This is a genomic window from Streptomyces sp. NBC_00448, from assembly GCF_036014115.1.
Classification (GTDB): domain Bacteria; phylum Actinomycetota; class Actinomycetes; order Streptomycetales; family Streptomycetaceae; genus Actinacidiphila.
The window spans coordinates 8,493,752-8,510,797 of the sequence record NZ_CP107913.1 but is presented as its reverse complement, the minus strand read 5'-3'; the positions used below and the strand labels follow the sequence as shown (position 1 = coordinate 8,510,797).

Sequence of the window (17,046 nt, the reverse complement as noted above, 5' to 3'; positions counted from 1 at the left end):
CGCGACAAGTAACGCGCTGAGTAGGACGAGTAGGACGAGTAAGGGGCACCCTCCCTGGAGGATGCCCCTTACTCCTTTGCTCCCCGACCCCGTACGGCCGGCCCGGCCCCGCGAGGCCCGGCGGCTACTTCCCGTGCTTCCTGCCGCGGGCGGCGAGCGTCGCGGTCAGTGCCGCGAGCACCACTTCGAGCGCCAGCAGGAACATCAGGCCGACCCCGAAGGCGTGCGGGTAGCGGGCCGGAGCCCCGTCGCCGGTCGCGCCGTAGAAGATGATGCCGATCAGCGCGATGCCGAGGGCACCGCCGATCTGCTGGATGGTCGCCACCACTCCGGACGCCGACCCGACCAGGTCCGCCCGGACCGTGCCCAGCGCCGTGTGGGTGAGCGGCGCGATCACCAGGCCCATCCCGATACCGTCCACGGCCAGGCCCGGCACCAGCTCCCACAGGCTGCCGGTGGTGCCCGAGGCGTGCACCGCGGCCCACAGTCCGCCCAGCCCGACGGCCATCAGCAGCGCGCCGACCGGAACCGTGGCGGCGCCCATGCGGGCCGCGATGCGGTGCGCGGTGGTGGAGGTGATCAGATAACCGCCGCCTATGGACAGGAACACGGTGCCGGACTCCAGCGCGCCGAGGCCGCGGCCGGCCTGGAGGTAGAGGGCGAGGACGAGGAAGAACGAGCCCTGCCCGGTCCAGAAGACCAACTGCGCCAGGGCGCCCCACGCGAACCCCCGCTCCCGGAACAGCGCGGTGTTCAGTACCGGGTCGCCGCCCGCCCGGCCCAGCCGGCTCTGGTGCGCGACGAACGCGGCGCCGAGTATCGCCGAGCCGGCCAGGCTGAGCCAGGTCCACAGCGGCCAGCCCTGCGCGCGGCCCTGGATCAGCGGCAGGACCAGGGCGACCACGGCCGCGGTCGACAGCGCCACACCGGTGTTGTCCAGCCGCGGCCGGCGCGGAGCGCGCGACTCGGCCAGCGCCCTGGGCGCGAGCACCAGGGCGGCCAGCCCGACCGGCACGTTGATCAGGAAGCAGGCGCGCCAGCCCAGGCCGAGGATGTCCGCCTTGATCAGCAGACCGCCGATGAGCTGCCCGAAGACGGCGCCGACGCCCATCGTCATGCCGTACATGCCGAACGCGCGGGCCTGCGCCTTGCCGGTGTAGGCGGACTGGAGGATCGCGAGCACCTGGGGACCCATCAGCGCCGCCGACAGGCCCTGCAGGACGCGGGCGGTGATCAGGGTGTCGGCGGTCGGCGCCACTCCGCACGCCGCCGAGGTGACGGTGAACAGGGCCAGCCCGACCGCGAACACCCGGCGGCGGCCGAAGATGTCGCCCAGGCGGCCGGCCGTGATCAGGCCGGTCGCGACGGCCAGACCGAAGCCCGCGACCACCCACTGGATCGAGGCGGCTCCGGCGTGCAGGTCGCTCTGCATCGCGGGGATCGCCACGTTGACGATGAAGATGTCCAGGGCCGCCATGAAGGTCGCGGCCAGCAGGACCATGAGGCCCAGCCCGGACCGGCCCGAGGCCGCGGCGGGGCGGTGGGGCACGGAAGGGCTGAGGGTGGAGGAGGCCGAGGCCATGACGGTGCTCCTGTTCTTGTCTGCGGGACCGCCGGACCGTGGTGGACCACGGTCCGGCCGGATCGCGGGACGCGTCCCCGGCTCCTGGGAGCCGGGCCGCTTGCGCGTTGTCCTTGCAGGTCAAGACGGTACGGAGCGAGCCGGCCGGCCGAATCAGTCACGGTTAGGTACTTGCGGCGGCCGGTATCGGACACGCCGTCATGGCCCGCGCGGCACGACCGGGGCGACGCGACCGAGGCGACGCGGCCGGGCGACGTCGGGAGCGGGCCGTACGCGGGCACGACGGGGCCGCGCCACGCCCGATGGGGAACCCGCACCTCGACCGCCCGGCCATGACGCGGCCGGTCGCACCGTCAGCGAGCCGGCCGCACCGTCAGCGGGGTGGACGCACCGTCAGTGCGGACTGGTGAGCAGGGGCGTGAGCGCGTCGAGCGCCTGCGTGAGCCTCGCGGTCGTGCAGTGGCGGGCGAGCCGGGCCGCGTCGCGGGCGAGGGAGCGCGCGGCGTCGTGGTCACCGGTCAGGGCGCGGGCCTGGGCGGTGCGCGCCGAGTACAGCGCGCGGTCGCGGACGAAGCAGGGGTCCTGCATCGCCAGGGCCTGTTCCAGCAGCGGGCGGGCCTCGTAGGGCAGGCCGAGGTCGAGCAGCGCCAGGCCCTGCTGGGCGGCGAGTTCGGCGGTGTCGAACCCGTACAGCCAGGGCGGGGCGGACTCGCTCTCGGCGGCGTCCAGGCGGCGTTCGGCCTCGGCGGCGGCCCGCCGGAAGGCGCCCTCGGCGCCGAGCGCGGCGTGCGCGCGGGCCAGCCGGATCGCGGCCAGCGCGCGGACCGCCGAAGGGGTGCCGCCCGCGGCGCGGACCGCCGCCTCGGACGCGGCGACGGCGTCCTGCGGATGTCCGGTGGTGACGGCCTGGAGCGCGAGGCCGCCCCACAGGGCGACCGCGAGCGGGCGGTCCCCTGCGGCGTGGGCGAGCCGCAGCCCGGTCAGGTAGTGGCGCTGGGCGGCGCCGTACCGGCCCCCGTCGGTGGCCGCCCAGCCGCCGAGCTGGGCGAGGTCGGCGGCGACCCGCAGCAGGCGCCGCTCGATGGCGGGGCTCTGCGGCTGCCGCTCCAACAGCCCGCGGACCAGCCGCAGATCGGCCTCGACCCGATGCCGTACGGCCGAGCCGCCGAGCCGGTCGTCCAGCCGCCGCAGCCCGAGCGCACCGGCTTCCAGCCAGTCCAGCACCCCGCTGTCGACGGTCCCGGGGGCTCCCACCTGCTCGGGCACCCGCGTGCGCCGGGCAGATCCGGGCGCCGGGCCCGGGGGCGCCGGCTGAGCGCCGTGTCCCGGCCCGACCGGCCATACGGCCACCCGGCTCGCGGGGCCGGCGGAGCGAGGACCCGTCCGCGCACCGGGAACGGCCCGTACGTCGGGACCGGGCCACGCACCGGGAACCGCCCGTGTGTCAGGGCCTGTTCGTCCCCCGCGAAGGGCGGAGCCGCGCGGCCCCGCGCTCCGCACGGGCGCGCCCGGCCCGCCGGCAGCGGGAAGTGCCTCGTCCGGGACGGGAACTGACGGTGGTGAAGAAGGTACGCAGGGCGCGGCGACGGCCGTGTCCCAGTCGGCGATCGCGTTCCGCAGCCCGATGCCCTCCGCGATCGGGAAGCCGCGGGAGTCGTCCGCCGCGTCGTCCAGGAGCGCGTCGAGGGCGGCGCAACTGCCGTCCACGTCCCACGGCAGGCCGTCCGGCATCCCGGTGTGCGCGGGCAACCAGCGCGGCCACGGGTGCAGTTCGAGCTCGCGCGGGGCGATGCCCAGCGCGCGGGCGAGGGCGCGCTGGCTGTCGGCCTCGGGCACCACACCCCAGTGCTCCCACCGCCACACCTTCTCGCGCCGCGCGGCCATCGGTACGCCGAGCACCCGCGCGTGGTCCGCGATCACCCGCGCCAGGTCCTGGTAGCTCCAGCCGTGCCGGCGTCGCACATGGGCCAGTGGATGCGTGGACGCGGCGGGCGTACCCTCTCTTGCCACGTTACTTTCGTCCATTCACCTGGTCCCCACTGGACTCACCCGTCTCATCGCGCGGCGCCCGCGCGCGACGATCAGGTTTTCGAATGTCAACTATGCCGTGTCTCACACCTGTCGGCGACCGGCCTACCCGGACGTCCCGGGTCCGAATCCGGTTCCCAAACCCCGGCAACAATACGGGACTACACCGAGACAACAGGTCCGGTCTTGTCCTGAACCGGCGCATACCGATTGGCTGTTCGCGATCACTGGACGTCACGTGCGCCGTGGAGGGCTGCCCGCGGATGACCCCACCGCCCCCACCCTTCCGCTTCACGCGAGGCAAGGACGACGTCACCTTCGATCCCGCTCTCGGCGACCAGGACCTGGTCGCCGCCCGCGCCGCTCTCACCCAGGGCCGCTGGACGGACGTCCGCGCGCTGCTGGCTTCCACCGGTGACGACTGGGACTCCCGCGGGCACCGCCTGATGGTCCTCGGCGAGGGCAAGTCCTCCGCCGCGTGGGCCGAGGAGTGGCGGCTCGCCGAGCCGGAGAGCGCGGACGCCGCGGCACTGGCCGCCGCCGCGGGCGTCTTCCGGGCCATCAGAGGCAAGCAGAAGCCCGAGGACGCACGGGAGTTGTGCCTGCGCGTGGCACGGATGGCGCCGACCGACCCGACGCCCTGGCTGTTCCTGCTGGTCCTGGCCCGGCGCACCGGCAGCGACGACGAGCAGGTGCGCGCCTTCGACCAGGTGCGCGGCCGGCACCGCGGCCACCACCACGCGCACCACCTGATGACGCAGTGCCTCTCCGAGCGCCAGAAGACCGACGGGGACGACCCGTTCCACGAGGTGTACGAGTTCGCGGAGTGGGCGGCCGGCGAGGCCGGGCGCACCTCGCCGCTGGCCGCGCTGCCGCTGGTCGCGCTCGTGGAGCGGTACCGCGCGCTGGCGGCGTCCGGCGCGCTGCCGTCCGACCCGGCCCGGCTGCCGTACTGGACCAGCGCGCGGGCCCGCAACAGCGTGCGGGCGGGCTTCGACTGGTGGCTGGACTGGGACCGGGTGCCGTACCCGCGGCTGCCCGTCGACCTCAACCACCTGGCGTACGGCAAGTTCCACTCCGGCGACACGGTGGCCGCGGCCGCGCTGTTCAACCGGATCGGCGCCGACGCGACCCGCGTGCCCTGGTCGTACCCGGACCGCGACCCGAAGAAGGCGTTCCGCGCCGCGCGCAACTACGCGCTCGGTTTCGGTTCCTCGTGACTCCCCCCGAACTCCCCCCGACAGACCCTGCTCCACCCGTACCTCCCGTACCTCCCACCTTGCACCGGAAGGAACCGCGGCCATGCTGACGGGTAGTACCAACGAGATCAGCACGTTCAAGGGCGAGCAACGCGCGTTGCGCGCGGACCGGATCGGCGCACCCGCACTGCTGCTGTCGGTGCTCGCCGCGACCGCGCCGCTGATGGTGGTGGCGGGTGTCATTCCGACCACCTTCGGCACCATGGGCATCATCGGGGTGCCGCTGCTGTTCGTGATCGTCGGTGTCGTGCTGGCCCTGTTCAGCTTCGGCTACGCGGAGATGAGCCGCCACGTGCACAACGCGGGCGCCCTGTACGCGTACATCTCGCGCGGCCTGGGCAGCACCATGGGCGCGGGTGCCTCCTACGTGGCGCTGTTCGCGTACAGCATCATGCAGGTCGGCACCTACGGGATCTTCGGCTTCGAGATATCCGGGCAGATCTTCCAGCACTGGCACCACAACGTGTCCTGGTGGATACCGGCGTTGTGCGGCGTGGTGATCACCGCGGTCTTCGGCGCGCTGAAGATCGACCTGAACGCCAGGACGCTGGGCGTGCTGCTGATCGTGGAGACCCTGCTGACGCTGGTCTTCGACTTCAGCTTTCTGGGCGACCCGGGGCCGCAGGGCGTGTCGATGCACGCGTTCAACCCCAGCACGCTGAGCGGGGCCGGGCTCGGCACCGCGCTGTGCTTCGTGATCGCCGGCTTCGTCGGCTTCGAGCAGGCGCCGGTCTACGCCGAGGAGACCAGCGAGCCGCAGCGCGTGGTGTCGAAGGTGATGTTCCTGGCGATCGGCTTCGCCACCCTCTTCTTCGCGTTCAGCTCGTGGGCGATCACCGTGGCGACCGGCCCCTCGCACGTGGTCGGGCAGTCGCAGGAGCAGTCGGCGAACCTGATCTTCGCGCTCAACCAGGGCCGGCTCGGCGGGGCGTTCACCGACACGCTGAACGTCTTCTTCATCACCGGCATCTTCGCGTCGATGCTGAGCTTCCACAACGTGGTCGCCCGCTACGCGTTCGCGATGGGCCGCGACGGCCTGCTGCCCCCGGCGGTCGGGCGGACCTCGAAGTCCAGCGGCGCGCCCGCGGTCGGGTCGTTCCTCCAGTCGGTGGTGGCGCTGGTCGTCGTGGTGCTCTTCGCGGTGACCGACCACGGCAAGTTCGGGCCGCAGGGCCCTGACCCGACGGCGCCGGTGCTGCGGCTGTTCACCTGGGCGGGCAACGTCGGCGCGCTGGGCGTGGTGCTGCTGATGGCGACGGCGGCCGTCGCCGTGATCGTCTTCTTCGTGAAGCGCGGCGCGGCCGCGGTGCAGGGCTGGCGGCTGGTGACCTCGGGCCTCGCCGCGATCGGGCTGCTGGTCATCTTCGTCTACTCGGTGAAGGACTTCGCGGTGCTGCTCGGCGCCAACCCGGGCCACGGGCTGCGCTGGATTCTGCCGGGCATCATCGCGCTGGCCGCAGTGATCGGCCTGGTCTACGGCACGGTGCTGCGGGCCCGGCGGCCGGAGGTACACGCCAGGATCGGCAAGGGCAACGAGGCGTTCCAGCTGGAGAAGGCGGCCGCGGCCGCGGGTTCGGCGGAAGGCACCGCCTGACCCTTCCCCGGCGCTGGTCCTCCCCGGGTCCTGGTTCGCCACGGCCTCGGCCCGGTTCCGCCCGGCGGCACGCGCCGGGGCTCAGTCCGCGAGCCCCGGCGCGCCCCATACCGGGAACCAGCGCGACAGGTCCTCCTCCAGCCGCAGGTCGTTCGCCACGAGCGCCTTGACCTGGAGTTCCAGGGCACTGTCGCGCTTCTCGCCGGGAAGCGGGCAGAACGGGTAGAAGCTGCCGCGCTTGTAGAGGTACACCAGCGCGAGGGTGCGGCCGGCCGGGTCCTTGAAGCTGACCAGCGAGCACAGCAACTGGGGTCCGAAGCCCTGCTGTTCGAGCGCCGAGTTGATGGCGTGCAGGTCGGTGACGAGGTCGGTGGTCTCCTCCGGACCGTGCCGCGACAGCAGCCAGGTGTAGCCGTAGCCGTCCTGGCTGGTCTCGACCGTCGGCAGCAGGGCGCGCAGGTCCTGCTGGATCTCGGCGAACGCGCCGCCCTCGACGGCGGCGAAGCACACCGCACCCATGCCGGTGGGGCGCAGGTCGCTCGCCGCCTGGAGGGTGATCGCGGCGGAGGTGAGGCCGAAGAGCTGGTCGAGGTCGGGGCGGACCGGCTTGCTGCGGCCGAGCAGCACATCGAGCAGGCCCATCAGCGGCGGTCCAGTTCGCGGGTGATCTGGCTGAGCTGCTCCAGCCGCCGCTCCAGCGTCGGGTGGGTGGCGAGCAGCTTGGAGGCCGTGGAGCCGGCGCTCAGCGCGGGGGCGAAGAAGAACGCGTTGAACGGCTGGGACCTGCGCAGGTCCTCGGTGGGGATGGCGGCGATCTGGCCGCTGACCTTGGTGAGCGCGGAGGCCAGCGAGGAGGGGCGGCCGGTGAGCAGCGCGGCGCTGCGGTCGGCGGACATCTCGCGGTAGCGCGACAGCATCCGGGTGAGCAGGAAGCTGATCGCGTAGACGACGGCGCTGACCAGCGGGATGAGGATGATGAGCGCGCTGCTGTTGGGATCGCGGCTGCGCCGGAAACCGCCGAAGAGGGCGACACGGGTCATCATGCCGGCCAGCACCCCGAGGAACGACGCGATCGTCATGACGGCGACGTCCTTGTGGGCGACGTGCGACATCTCGTGCGCGATGACGCCTTCCAGCTCGTCGGGCTCCAGGCGGCGCAGCAGGCCGGTGGTGGCGCACACCATCGTGTTCTTCTTGTTCCGCCCGGTGGCGAACGCGTTCGGCACGTCGGAGTCGGCGATGGCGACCTTGGGCTTGGGCATGTCGCCCAGGGCGCAGATGCGGTCGACGACGCCGTGCAGCTCGGGGGCCTGCTCGGGGGTGACCTCACGGGCGCCCATGCTGAAGGCGGCGATCTTGTCGCTGAACCAGAACTGCGCGATGAACAGTCCGCCCGCGATGAGGAGGATCATCGGCCAGGCGCCGCGCAGCAGAGCGAGCAGCACGCCGACGAAGACGACGTAGAGCAGTCCGATCAGGAACATCGTGACGACCATGCGGGTCGTCAGTCCCCGGTCGGGGGCGAAGCGGTTACGTGGCATGGCCCCTCCCGAGTCGTGCGGGGCGCGCGGGTCGCTAGGCCGCGGCCCGACGTACTCCCTAGGTTGGTGAACAGGTGCGCCTGTCGGCTACCTACCCAACGATGCAACGTTTCGGACGTCCCGCCCGGTTCCACTTCCACCACGGCATTCGGGTGGTCTTGCCCACAGCGGCGCCCCGGCCGGGCTACGACCCACGCCCTAGGGGTCAGGCGCGCACGTCGAGGACGAGCTTGCCGGTGGTGCGGCGGGCCCGCAGGTCCTCGTGGGCGCGGGCGGCGTCGGCCAGCGGGTGGACCGCGCCGATCAGGGGGCGCAGCCGGCCCTCGGCGGTCATGGCGAGCAGCTCGCCGAGCGGCTCGTGGTACATGCCGGGGCGGCCGAGGCAGTGCGCGAGCCAGAAGCCGATGACGGCCCGCGAGCGGCCCATCAGCCGGGCGGGCTCGATCGGGGTCGGCGGGACGCGCGAGGCCATGCCGTAGGTCACCAGGCGGCCGAAGGGGGCGAGCGCCGCCAGCGAGGCGTCGAAGACCGGGCCGCCGGTCATCTCCAGGACGGCGTCGACCTTGTGGCCGCCGTTCGCCTCGACCAGGCGCTCCTTGAGGTCCTGCGGGTCGGCGTCGACGGCCGTGTCGGCGCCCAGTTCCAGGGCGAGCTCCCGCTTCTCCTCGGTGGACGCGGTGGCGATCACCCGGCCGGCGCCGAACTCCTTGGCGAGCTGCACCGCCAGCGACCCGGTGCCGCCGGCCGCCGCGTGCACCACGACGCTCTCGCCGGGGGCGAGCCGCGCGCAGGTGCGCAGCAGGTGCCAGGCGGTCACGCCCTGGATGACCAGGGCGAGGGCCTGCCCGTCGCCGACGCCGTCGGGCACGTCGTGGGCGAGGCGGTCGGCCACGAGCGCCTTCTCCGCGTAGCCGCCGTTGTCGGTGAGGGCGACGACCCGCCGGCCGTCGGCGGTACGGCCGACCACCTCCGCGCCGGGCACCATCGGCAGCGAAGAGGCCGCCAGGTAGCTGTTCTCGACGGTGTGGGTGTCGGCGTAGTTGACGCCCGCGGAGTCGACCTCGATCAGGAGCTGTCCGGGTTGCGGGACGGGGTCGGGCAGTTCGGTGAGGCGCAGCACCTCGGGGCCGCCGAACTCGGTGATCTGGATCGCGCGCACGGTCGCCACTCCTCCGGGTGGGGCGGTCCCCGCCGGGTGACGGGAACCTCGACCCCAGAGACTACCGACTGGTCGGTATGTACCGCACCCGGGGCGCCCGGGTGTCGCCCAGGTGTCGCCCGGCCCCGTGATCCGGGCGACCCGGGCGCCCCGGGCTGATCGGCGGATGGTCGGCTCGGCCGATCGGCGGATGAGCAGCTCGACGGACCGCTCAGGCGGCCGGCACCGGGCGCGCGGGCGGCGGACCCACATAGCGGGCCAGCGGGCGGATGATCTTGCTGTCCTCCGCCTGCTCCAGCACGTTGGCGCTCCAGCCGACCATCCGGGCGGCCGCGAAGGTCGGGGTGAACATCTCCCGGGGCAGGCCGCACAGCTCCATGACCACACCGGCGTAGAACTCGACGTTGATGTGCAGGTCGCGGCCCGGCTTCAGCTCGGCGAGTATCGCCTCGGCCCGCTCCTCCACCTGGAGGGCGAAGTCGACCAGGTCGCCGCCGAATTCGCGCGCGATGGCCTTGAGCATCCGCGAACGCGGGTCCTCGGTGGTGTACACGGGGTGGCCGAAGCCCATGATCCGGTCGCCGGCGAGCACCCGCTCGCGCAGCCAGTCGTCGATCCGGTCCGGGGTGCCGATCGCGTCCAGGGTGTCGAGCGCCCTGCTCGGCGCGCCGCCGTGCAGCGGCCCCGACAGCGCGCCCAGGGCGCCGACCAGGCAGGCGGCCAGGTCCGCACCGGTGGAGGCGATCACCCGCGCGGTGAACGTGGACGCGTTGAAGCCGTGGTCGACCGTGGAGATCAGATAGCTCTCCACCGCCCGCGCCTGGGCCGCCTCCGGCTCCCGCCCGGTCAGCATGTACAGGTAGTTCGCCGCGTACGGCAGGTCGTCGCGCGGCTCGACCGGCGCCAGGCCCTGCCCGAGCCGGTGCAGCGCCGTCACGAGCGTGGGTACGGCGGCGCACGCGGCCAGCGCGTCGGCCCGGCGGCGCTCGGGGTCGATGTCGTACACCGGGCGGAACCCGGCGGACGCCCCCGCCAGCGACAGCGCGGTGCGCAGTCCCGCGAGCGGCCCGGACAGCGCCGTGGAGCGGGCGATCGCGGGCAGCGCGTCCGCGACGTCGGCGGGCAGGTGCCGCAGCTCCGCCGTGCGGGCCCGGAACGCGGCCAGCTCCGCCGCGTCCGGGAGCGCGCCGTGGAACATCAGGTGCCACACGTCCTCGAAGGTGCGGGTGCGCGCCAGCTCCACCGCCGAGTACTCGCGGTAGTGGTAGAAGCCTTCGGCCCCTCGCACGTCGCCGATGGATGTCTCGGTGACGACGACGCCCTTGAGACCGCGGGGTACGTCGATCGGGGCGCTGGGCTCGGTGGTCGGCATGGTCTTCCTCCTTGGGTATGTACGTGACTGTCCATGATTGATTCAGGCGTGTCAATGTTGATTGAATCAATGCATGGGTGGTCGAGTACAGATACGGTGGGGTCCATGACGAGGGAGCAGCCGGAGCAGGCAGGACGGCCGGGACCGCGGGACGCGGGCACGGACAGCGCGGAGAGCGTCGACAGGACGGGCGGGGGCACCGCCCCGGGTACGGTCGGCGCGCCGGCCGACGCAGCGAGCGGCATCCTGGGCGGTCCGGCCACGGAGGAGCGGATCGGCACCCGGGAGGCGGCACGGCGGCTCGGGGTGAAGCCGGAGACGCTGTACGCGTACGTCAGCCGCGGGCTGCTGGACAGCCGCCGCGCGCAGGGCGGCCGGGGCAGCACCTTCGACCCGGAGCAGGTCGCGGCGCTGGCCCGGCGCGGGCGACCCGCGGCGCAGCCGGACCCGGCGGCGGGATCGGGCCCCGGCGCGGCTCCGGGCGGCGGCATCACCGAAGGCTGGGGCCGGCTGCGCACCGGGATCACCCTGATCGACTCCGACCGGTACTTCTTCCGGGGCGTCGACGCGGTCGGCCTCGCCGGGGCGTACGGCTACGAGGAGGTCGCGGAGTGGCTGTGGACGGGGGTGCTGCGGCCCGGCACACGCTTCACCGCCGCCCCGGCGCCGCTCGCCGCGGCCCGTACGGTGGCCGCCGCGCTGCCCGCCGGGAGCGGTCCGATGGACCGGCTGCGGGTCGCCGTCGCGGCGGCGGCGAGCGCGGACCCGTTGCGCTTCGACCTGTCCGGGCCGGCCGTCCTGGGCACCGCGCGCAGCCTGATCGCGACGCTGGTGGACGCGCTGCCGCCGGTCGGCCGGCCCCACGAAGGCGACGGCCCGCTGGCCCTGCGGCTGTGGCCGAAGCTGACCGCGGCCCCCGCCGGCGAGGCGGCGCTGCGCGTCCTGGACACCGCGCTCTCGCTGCTCATCGACCACGACCTGGCCGCATCCACCCTCGCGGCACGGGTCGCCGCCTCGGCGCGCGCGCACCCGTACGCCGTCGTCTCGGCGGGGCTCGGCGCCCTCGACGGGCCGCTGCACGGGCAGGCCAGCGCGCTCGCCCACCGGATGCTCGCCGAGGTCGCGGCGCAAGGCGGCGCGGGTCCGGTCGTCGCGGAGTACCTGCGGGCCGGGCAGCGCGTTCCCGGCCTCGGCCACCGGCTCTACCGGGGCGAGGACCCCCGGGCCCGTACCCTGTTCGCGGTCCTCGACGAGGTGCCCGCCGCCGCGTCCGCGCTCGGCGCGGCCCGCGACGTGGTTGCGACGACCGCGGCCCGCCATCGCGACCTGCACGCCAACGTGGATCTGGCGTTGGGCGTGCTCTCCGTCTCCCACGGGATGCCGGCGCAGGCGGGCGAGACCGTGTTCTCGGTCGCCCGTACCGCCGGATGGATCGCCCACGCCTTGGAGGAGTACGCCGAGCCCCCGCTGCGCATGCGCCTGATCGGCGCCTACACCGGCCCGCGGCCCGGACGCCCCCTCCCCCGGGCCGGCCAGGACTGACCGGGCCGGGAGGACGTGAGGGTCGGCCGTGTCGCCCGGTTCAGACGCCGGTGAGGCGGGGGACGCGGCCGACGAGTTCGGCCCACTCCGAGTCCGTCTGGCCGGGCACCATGCGGCCGGCGGACTGCCATTGGGCGACCAAGGCGGCGAAGAGGGGCGCGTCGCGCGCCTGCAGAACCGTTACGCCACCGGGGGCGGGAGCGTTCCCCGACCGCCAGGCCGCCGGCGCCCCGGTGGGCGGGGCCGCGGCGGTGCCACTGACCGTGAGATCCTGGCGAATCCACTTCGTTGCTGCCATACGCCGATCAACGAGGACAAGTCAGGTGCGCCACTGCGACGGCGGACGCGGCACACGAACGAGTGACAACGGCACCGCGCGGACCCGGAATTTCCGGCGGGCACCGCCCGTTCTCCTGCCATGAGCACTGTGGAGCTGACCAAGGAGAACTTCGACGAGGTCGTGTCCGACAACGACTTCGTCCTCATCGACTTCTGGGCCGCCTGGTGCGGACCGTGCCGGATGTTCGCGCCTGTGTACGACAAGGCGTCGGACAAGCACGGCGACCTGATCTTCGCGAAGGTCGACACGGAGGCGCAGCCGGAGCTGGCCGCCGCCTTCCAGATCCAGTCGATCCCCACGCTGATGATCGTGCGCGACAAGGTGGCGGTCTTCGCCCAGCCCGGCGCGCTGCCCGAGCCGGCGCTCGAGGACGTCATCGCGCAGGCCCGCGCGCTGGACATGGGCGAGGTGCACAAGGCGGTCGCCGACGCGCAGGCCGGCGAGGCCGGCGACGCGGCGGGCGGCGCTTCCGCGTAGCCCGCGGCCGTGGCGGAAGCCGTCGGCGTGGCCGGACCGGTCGGCAGGGTGCCGAGCTGGTGCCGACGGGATGACGCCGACCAGGACGGCGCTTCGGCGTCTTCGCCGCCCTGCCCGAGCCGTGCTCCCATCGACCCCGGGTGCCCCTCCCCCGTCCGCGGGAGAGGGGCACCGTTCGCTGTCCGGCCGCGGCGGCCGGAGCCGCCGCCCGCGCGGGCGGCGGGAATTGTCAGAGGTCGCACCTAGGGTCGGGGTATGGAAAGCGTGGTGGCCGTGGTGCCGGACCCGGTGGGGTCCGGTGGTCGGCTGTGCCCGCTCGGCCCGGACGGGCGGCCGATCGGAGCCGGCGAGACGGTCTCCGATCTGGCCGCCGCGGTGGCGCGGCGCGAGGCGGCCGAGCGGCCGCGCTGGGTGTGGGCGGCCACCGACGAGATGTATCCGCGGCTACTGGAGCGCGCCGCGGTGCGGCCGGCGCGGTGCCATGACGTGAAGCTCGTCGAGTCGCTGCTGCTGGGGATGGCGGGGCGGCACGGCCGGCCGCGGTCGCTCGGCGCCGCGTGGGCGCGGCTGCGGGACCTGCCCGAGCCGCCGGACGCGCCCGAGCCGGGCGCCGACGACCAGCCGGTGCTGTTCGCGGCCGACCGGCACCATCTGCCGCAGGACACCGACCCGTTGACGGCCCTGGTCGCCGTCTACGCCGACCAGCGGCGCCGGATCGCGGCGAGCGAGCACCCGGACCGCACCCTGCTGCTGTGCGCCGCGGAGTCCGCGGGCGCGCTGGCCGCGGTGGAGATGGGCCAGGACGGCCTGCCGTGGAGCGCGGCCGTCCACGACGAACTCCTCACCGGCCTGCTCGGCCCGCGCCCGGCCGGCGGCGCCCGCCCCGCGATCCTGGGCGACCTCGCACTGCGCATCCAGCAGGAGCTGGGCCGCCCGGTCAACCCCGACTCCCCCGCCCAGGTGCTGCCCGCCTTCGCCCGGGTGGGCGTCCAGTTGCGCACCACCCGCTCGCACGAACTGCGCGAGGTCGGCCACCCCGCCGCCGCCCTGCTGCTGCGCTACAAGGAGCTGTCCCGTATCCACGCCGCGCACGGCTGGGCGTGGCGCGAGGCGTGGGTGCGGGCGGGCAGGTTCCGGGCGGAGTACGTGGTCGGCGGGGTGGTGTCGGGGCGGTGGGCGACACGCGGCGGCGGCGCGCTGCAGATCCCGCGGCTGCTGCGGGGCGCGGTGGTCGCCGACCCGGGGTACCGGCTGATCGTGGCGGACGCCGGCCAGCTCGAACCGCGGGTGCTGGCCGCGATGTCCGGCGACCCTGGGCTCGCCAAGGCCTCCGCCGCCGGTGACCTCTACGCGGCGCTTGCCCTGGACGCCTTCGCCGGTGACCGGCCGCGCGCCAAGATCGCCCTGCTCGCGGCGATGTACGGGCAGACCAGTGGCGAGGCCGGGCAGCTCCTCGCGGTGATGCGGCGCCGTTTCCCCGCCGCGCTCGCCCTGGTAGAGGCCGCCGCCCGCACCGGCGAGGCGGGCGGCGTCGTGCGCTCCCAGCTCGGCCGTACCTCGCCCACGCCCTCGGCAAGTCGCTTCATCGACACGGAAGGCGGCTTCGCCGGGGACGCCGCCGACGCGGGTGACGCCTCCGCCCTCGATCAGCGCGCCGCCCGCTCCTGGGGGCGCTTCACCCGCAACTTCGTGATCCAGGCCAGCGCTTCGGACTGGGCGCTGGCCATGCTCGCCGCGCTCCGCCGCCGGCTCACCGCGATCGGCCCCGAGCCGCGCCTGGTCTTCTTCCAGCACGACGAGGTCATCGTCCACGCCCCCACCGCGCTCGCCCCCGCCGTCGAGTCGGCCGTCGCCGCGGCCGGCGACGAGGCCCGCCGCCTGGTGTTCGGCCCGACCCCGGTGCCGTTCCCGCTGGAGACCCACGCGGTCGAGTGCTACGCGGACGCGAAGTAGCGCCCCGGAGCAGCGGGTTCGCGTCCCGCCAACCCCACCACCTGACCCGGACGTCAGGAGTCAGGCGGCGGGAGCGGCGGGGACCGTGCGGACGGTCACGCCGGCGGCGGTCAGGGCCGACAGTTCGTCCTGCGGGGCGCGTTCGTCGGTGACGACGGTGTGCAGCGCGGTGACCGGTACGACGAAGGCGAGGGCGGTACGGGAGAACTTGGCGGCGTCGGCGACCGCGATCACCCGGCGGGCGGAGGCAACCGCGGCACGCTTCACGGCGGCCTCGGCGAGGTCGTAGGCGGTGAGCCCGTCGGTGGCGCTCAGCCCGCAGCAGCCGAGCACGGCGGTGTCGAACCGGAGTGCGGCCAGGGCCGACTCGGTGAGCGGGCCGGTCAGGGCGAGTTCGCCGGGGCGGGGCTCGCCCCCGGGGATGATCAGCCGGAGCCGCGCCGCGCCGGTCAGCGCGTTGGCCGCGTGCAGGGACAGGGGCATCACGGTGAGCCGCCGCTGCTGCAGGACCCGCGCCACCTCCAGGCAGGTGGTGCCGCTGTCGAGCACGACGGTCTCGCCGTCGGCGACGAGGGCGGCGACCTCGGCCGCGATCCGCTGCTTGACCGCGCGGCTCTCGGTCTCCCGGAGCGCGAACGGCGGTTCCTCGCCGCGCAGCAGCAGGCTGCGGGCACCTCCCCGGTAGCGCTCCAGGACGCCCTGCCCCGCGAGGATCTCCAGATCCCGGCGGACGGTCATCTCCGAGGCGCCGGTCAGGGCGGCCAGTTCGGCGACGCCCAGCCGGCCCTCCGCTCGTACCGCCTCGACGATCTGCTGGTGTCGCTCGCTGCTTGCCATGCCCCCATTGAACACCACGAACAAAATTGGTGTGCGATATCGGCAGTGACGAACACCAAGAATGTTTGTTAGGTTCGCGGCCATGCAGCGAACCCTTCGTGCCGCCCGGGCGGCCACCTTCGCGTACTTCGCCCTGAACGGGTTCGTCCTGGGGATGTGGGTCGTCCACATCCCGGCGATCGAGCAGCGTGCGGGCATCAGCCACGCCGTGCTCGGCTCACTGCTGCTCCTGCTGGGCGCGGGGGCGTTCGCCGGGATGCAGCTGGTCGGCCCGCTCGCCGACCGGTTCGGCGCGCGCCGGGTCGTCCCGGTCAGCGCGGCGCTGTGCGCGGCTGCGGTCGCCCTGCCGGGAACGGCCACCAGCGGATGGGCGCTCGGCGCGGCGCTGCTCGTCCTCGGCTTCGGCAACGGCTGCCTGGACGTCGGCATGAACGCGCACGCCGTCCAGGTGGAGCGCGGCTACGGGCGGCCGGTGATGTCCTCGTTCCACGCGGTGTTCTCGCTCGGCGGGGTGGCCGCGTCGCTGGTCGGCGCCCGCACGCTCGGCTGGGGCTGGAGCGCGCCGGCCACGCTGAGCGGTACCGCCGGGGTGTGCCTGGTCGCCGCCCTGATGGTCGCGCCCGCGCTGCTGCCCCGGCAGCAGGGGGCGACTCCGGAAGCGCAGGCACCCGGCGCGGATACGGCTGCGCAGGCCCCGGACGCTGCCGGGCCCGACACGGTTGCCGCCGCGAAGCGGACCCGGCGCCGGGTGCCCGGGCGGATCTGGCTGCTGGCCGCGCTCGCCTTGATGGTCATGCTCTCCGAGGGCGCCGCCAACGACTGGAGCGTGCTGGCCACCCGCGACGTCCTGCACGCGTCGCCGGCCACCGCCGCCTTCGCCTATGGCTGCTTCGCCACGGCCATGACGGCCGGACGGTTGCTCACCGACCGGGTGGCGGGGCGGTTCGGCCCGGTCGCGGTGGTCCGGTGGGGTGCGGGCACGGCGGCGGTCGGGATGGTCGCGGTCGTCTGCTCGCCCTGGATCGCACTGGCGCTCGTCGGCTGGACGGTGTTCGGCATCGGCCTGTCGGGGTGCGTGCCCCAGCTCTTCAGCGTGGCGGGCCACGCGGACCACGAAGCGGCGGGCGCCAACGTCTCCCGGGTGGCCGGGCTCGGCTACCTCGGCATGCTCGCCGGCCCGGCGGCCATCGGCGCGCTGACCCGGATCGTCCCCCTCAACGTGGCGTTCCTGCTGCCCTTGGTGCTGTGCGCGGTGGCCGCGGCCGCGGCCGGCTCGCTGCGCACCCCGCCCGAGGCGGCCACCCCGGACGAGCCCGCCCAGGCGCCGGCCGCCCCGGCTGCGCGAACGGCGGCCTCATAGCA

Annotated in this window: 14 protein-coding genes; 6 read left to right on the top strand and 8 right to left on the bottom strand. The window is 74.3% G+C overall.

The window, feature by feature from the left end:
- Window positions 1–124: 124 nt before the first annotated feature.
- Together OG370_RS36745 and OG370_RS36740 are read right to left on the bottom strand one after the other, a co-directional pair.
- A complete protein-coding gene (locus tag OG370_RS36745; protein ID WP_328472057.1) occupies window positions 125–1,582 on the bottom strand; it encodes an MFS transporter in 1,458 nt (485 codons plus the stop codon).
- 393 nt (window positions 1,583–1,975) lie between these two features.
- A complete protein-coding gene (locus OG370_RS36740) occupies window positions 1,976–3,592 on the bottom strand; it encodes a tetratricopeptide repeat protein (protein WP_328472055.1) in 1,617 nt (538 codons plus the stop codon).
- A 281-nt stretch (window positions 3,593–3,873) separates the two neighbouring features.
- Between OG370_RS36740 and OG370_RS36735 the strand changes: the two genes are divergently transcribed.
- Both OG370_RS36735 and OG370_RS36730 read left to right on the top strand, forming a co-directional pair.
- Window positions 3,874–4,830 (top strand): hypothetical protein, encoded by a 957-nt coding sequence (locus OG370_RS36735; RefSeq protein WP_328472053.1) that lies wholly within the window; start codon window positions 3,874–3,876, stop codon window positions 4,828–4,830.
- Between the two features lie 82 nt (window positions 4,831–4,912).
- Complete coding sequence (locus OG370_RS36730) at window positions 4,913–6,463, top strand: APC family permease (protein ID WP_328472051.1); 1,551 nt, start codon at window positions 4,913–4,915, stop codon at window positions 6,461–6,463.
- Between the two features lie 81 nt (window positions 6,464–6,544).
- On the opposite strand, the gene pspAB is transcribed toward OG370_RS36730, so the two are convergent.
- From pspAB to OG370_RS36710, 4 genes are all read right to left on the bottom strand, one after another.
- Window positions 6,545–7,105, bottom strand: a complete 561-nt coding sequence (gene pspAB / locus OG370_RS36725) for a PspA-associated protein PspAB (protein WP_328472049.1) — start codon at window positions 7,103–7,105, stop codon at window positions 6,545–6,547.
- Window positions 7,105–8,004, bottom strand: coding sequence for a zinc metalloprotease HtpX (gene htpX / locus OG370_RS36720; protein ID WP_328472047.1), 900 nt, complete (start codon window positions 8,002–8,004; stop codon window positions 7,105–7,107). The genes pspAB and htpX overlap by 1 nt, the downstream gene beginning before the upstream one ends.
- Window positions 8,005–8,209: 205 nt before the next feature.
- Entirely contained in the window at window positions 8,210–9,163 is a 954-nt protein-coding gene (locus tag OG370_RS36715; RefSeq protein WP_328472045.1) for a quinone oxidoreductase family protein, read from the bottom strand.
- 211 nt (window positions 9,164–9,374) lie between these two features.
- The gene (locus OG370_RS36710; protein ID WP_328472043.1) at window positions 9,375–10,535 is read right to left on the bottom strand and encodes a citrate synthase/methylcitrate synthase; all 1,161 of its coding nucleotides are present in this window, start codon (window positions 10,533–10,535) and stop codon (window positions 9,375–9,377) included.
- 105 nt (window positions 10,536–10,640) lie between these two features.
- On the opposite strand from OG370_RS36710, the gene OG370_RS36705 reads away from it, so the two are divergent.
- Window positions 10,641–12,077, top strand: a complete 1,437-nt coding sequence (locus OG370_RS36705; RefSeq protein ID WP_328472041.1) for a citrate/2-methylcitrate synthase — start codon at window positions 10,641–10,643, stop codon at window positions 12,075–12,077.
- A 40-nt stretch (window positions 12,078–12,117) separates the two neighbouring features.
- On the opposite strand, the gene OG370_RS36700 is transcribed toward OG370_RS36705, so the two are convergent.
- Window positions 12,118–12,375 carry a hypothetical protein gene (locus OG370_RS36700; RefSeq protein ID WP_328472039.1) on the bottom strand — a complete coding sequence of 86 codons (258 nt, stop codon included), beginning with the start codon at window positions 12,373–12,375 and terminating at the stop codon, window positions 12,118–12,120.
- Window positions 12,376–12,495: 120 nt separating this feature from the next.
- Here OG370_RS36700 and trxA point away from each other — a divergent pair, with 120 nt between their 5' ends.
- A complete protein-coding gene (trxA, locus tag OG370_RS36695) occupies window positions 12,496–12,894 on the top strand; it encodes a thioredoxin (RefSeq protein ID WP_328472037.1) in 399 nt (132 codons plus the stop codon).
- Between the two features lie 255 nt (window positions 12,895–13,149).
- Window positions 13,150–14,847, top strand: a complete 1,698-nt coding sequence (locus OG370_RS36690; protein WP_328472035.1) for a bifunctional 3'-5' exonuclease/DNA polymerase — start codon at window positions 13,150–13,152, stop codon at window positions 14,845–14,847.
- 60 nt (window positions 14,848–14,907) lie between these two features.
- Here OG370_RS36690 and OG370_RS36685 read toward each other — a convergent pair whose 3' ends face one another.
- Window positions 14,908–15,684 (bottom strand): DeoR/GlpR family DNA-binding transcription regulator, encoded by a 777-nt coding sequence (locus OG370_RS36685; RefSeq protein ID WP_328472034.1) that lies wholly within the window; start codon window positions 15,682–15,684, stop codon window positions 14,908–14,910.
- Between the two features lie 82 nt (window positions 15,685–15,766).
- Between OG370_RS36685 and OG370_RS36680 the strand changes: the two genes are divergently transcribed.
- Window positions 15,767–17,044, top strand: a complete 1,278-nt coding sequence (locus OG370_RS36680; protein ID WP_328472032.1) for an MFS transporter — start codon at window positions 15,767–15,769, stop codon at window positions 17,042–17,044.
- The last annotated feature ends 2 nt before the right edge of the window (window positions 17,045–17,046 follow it).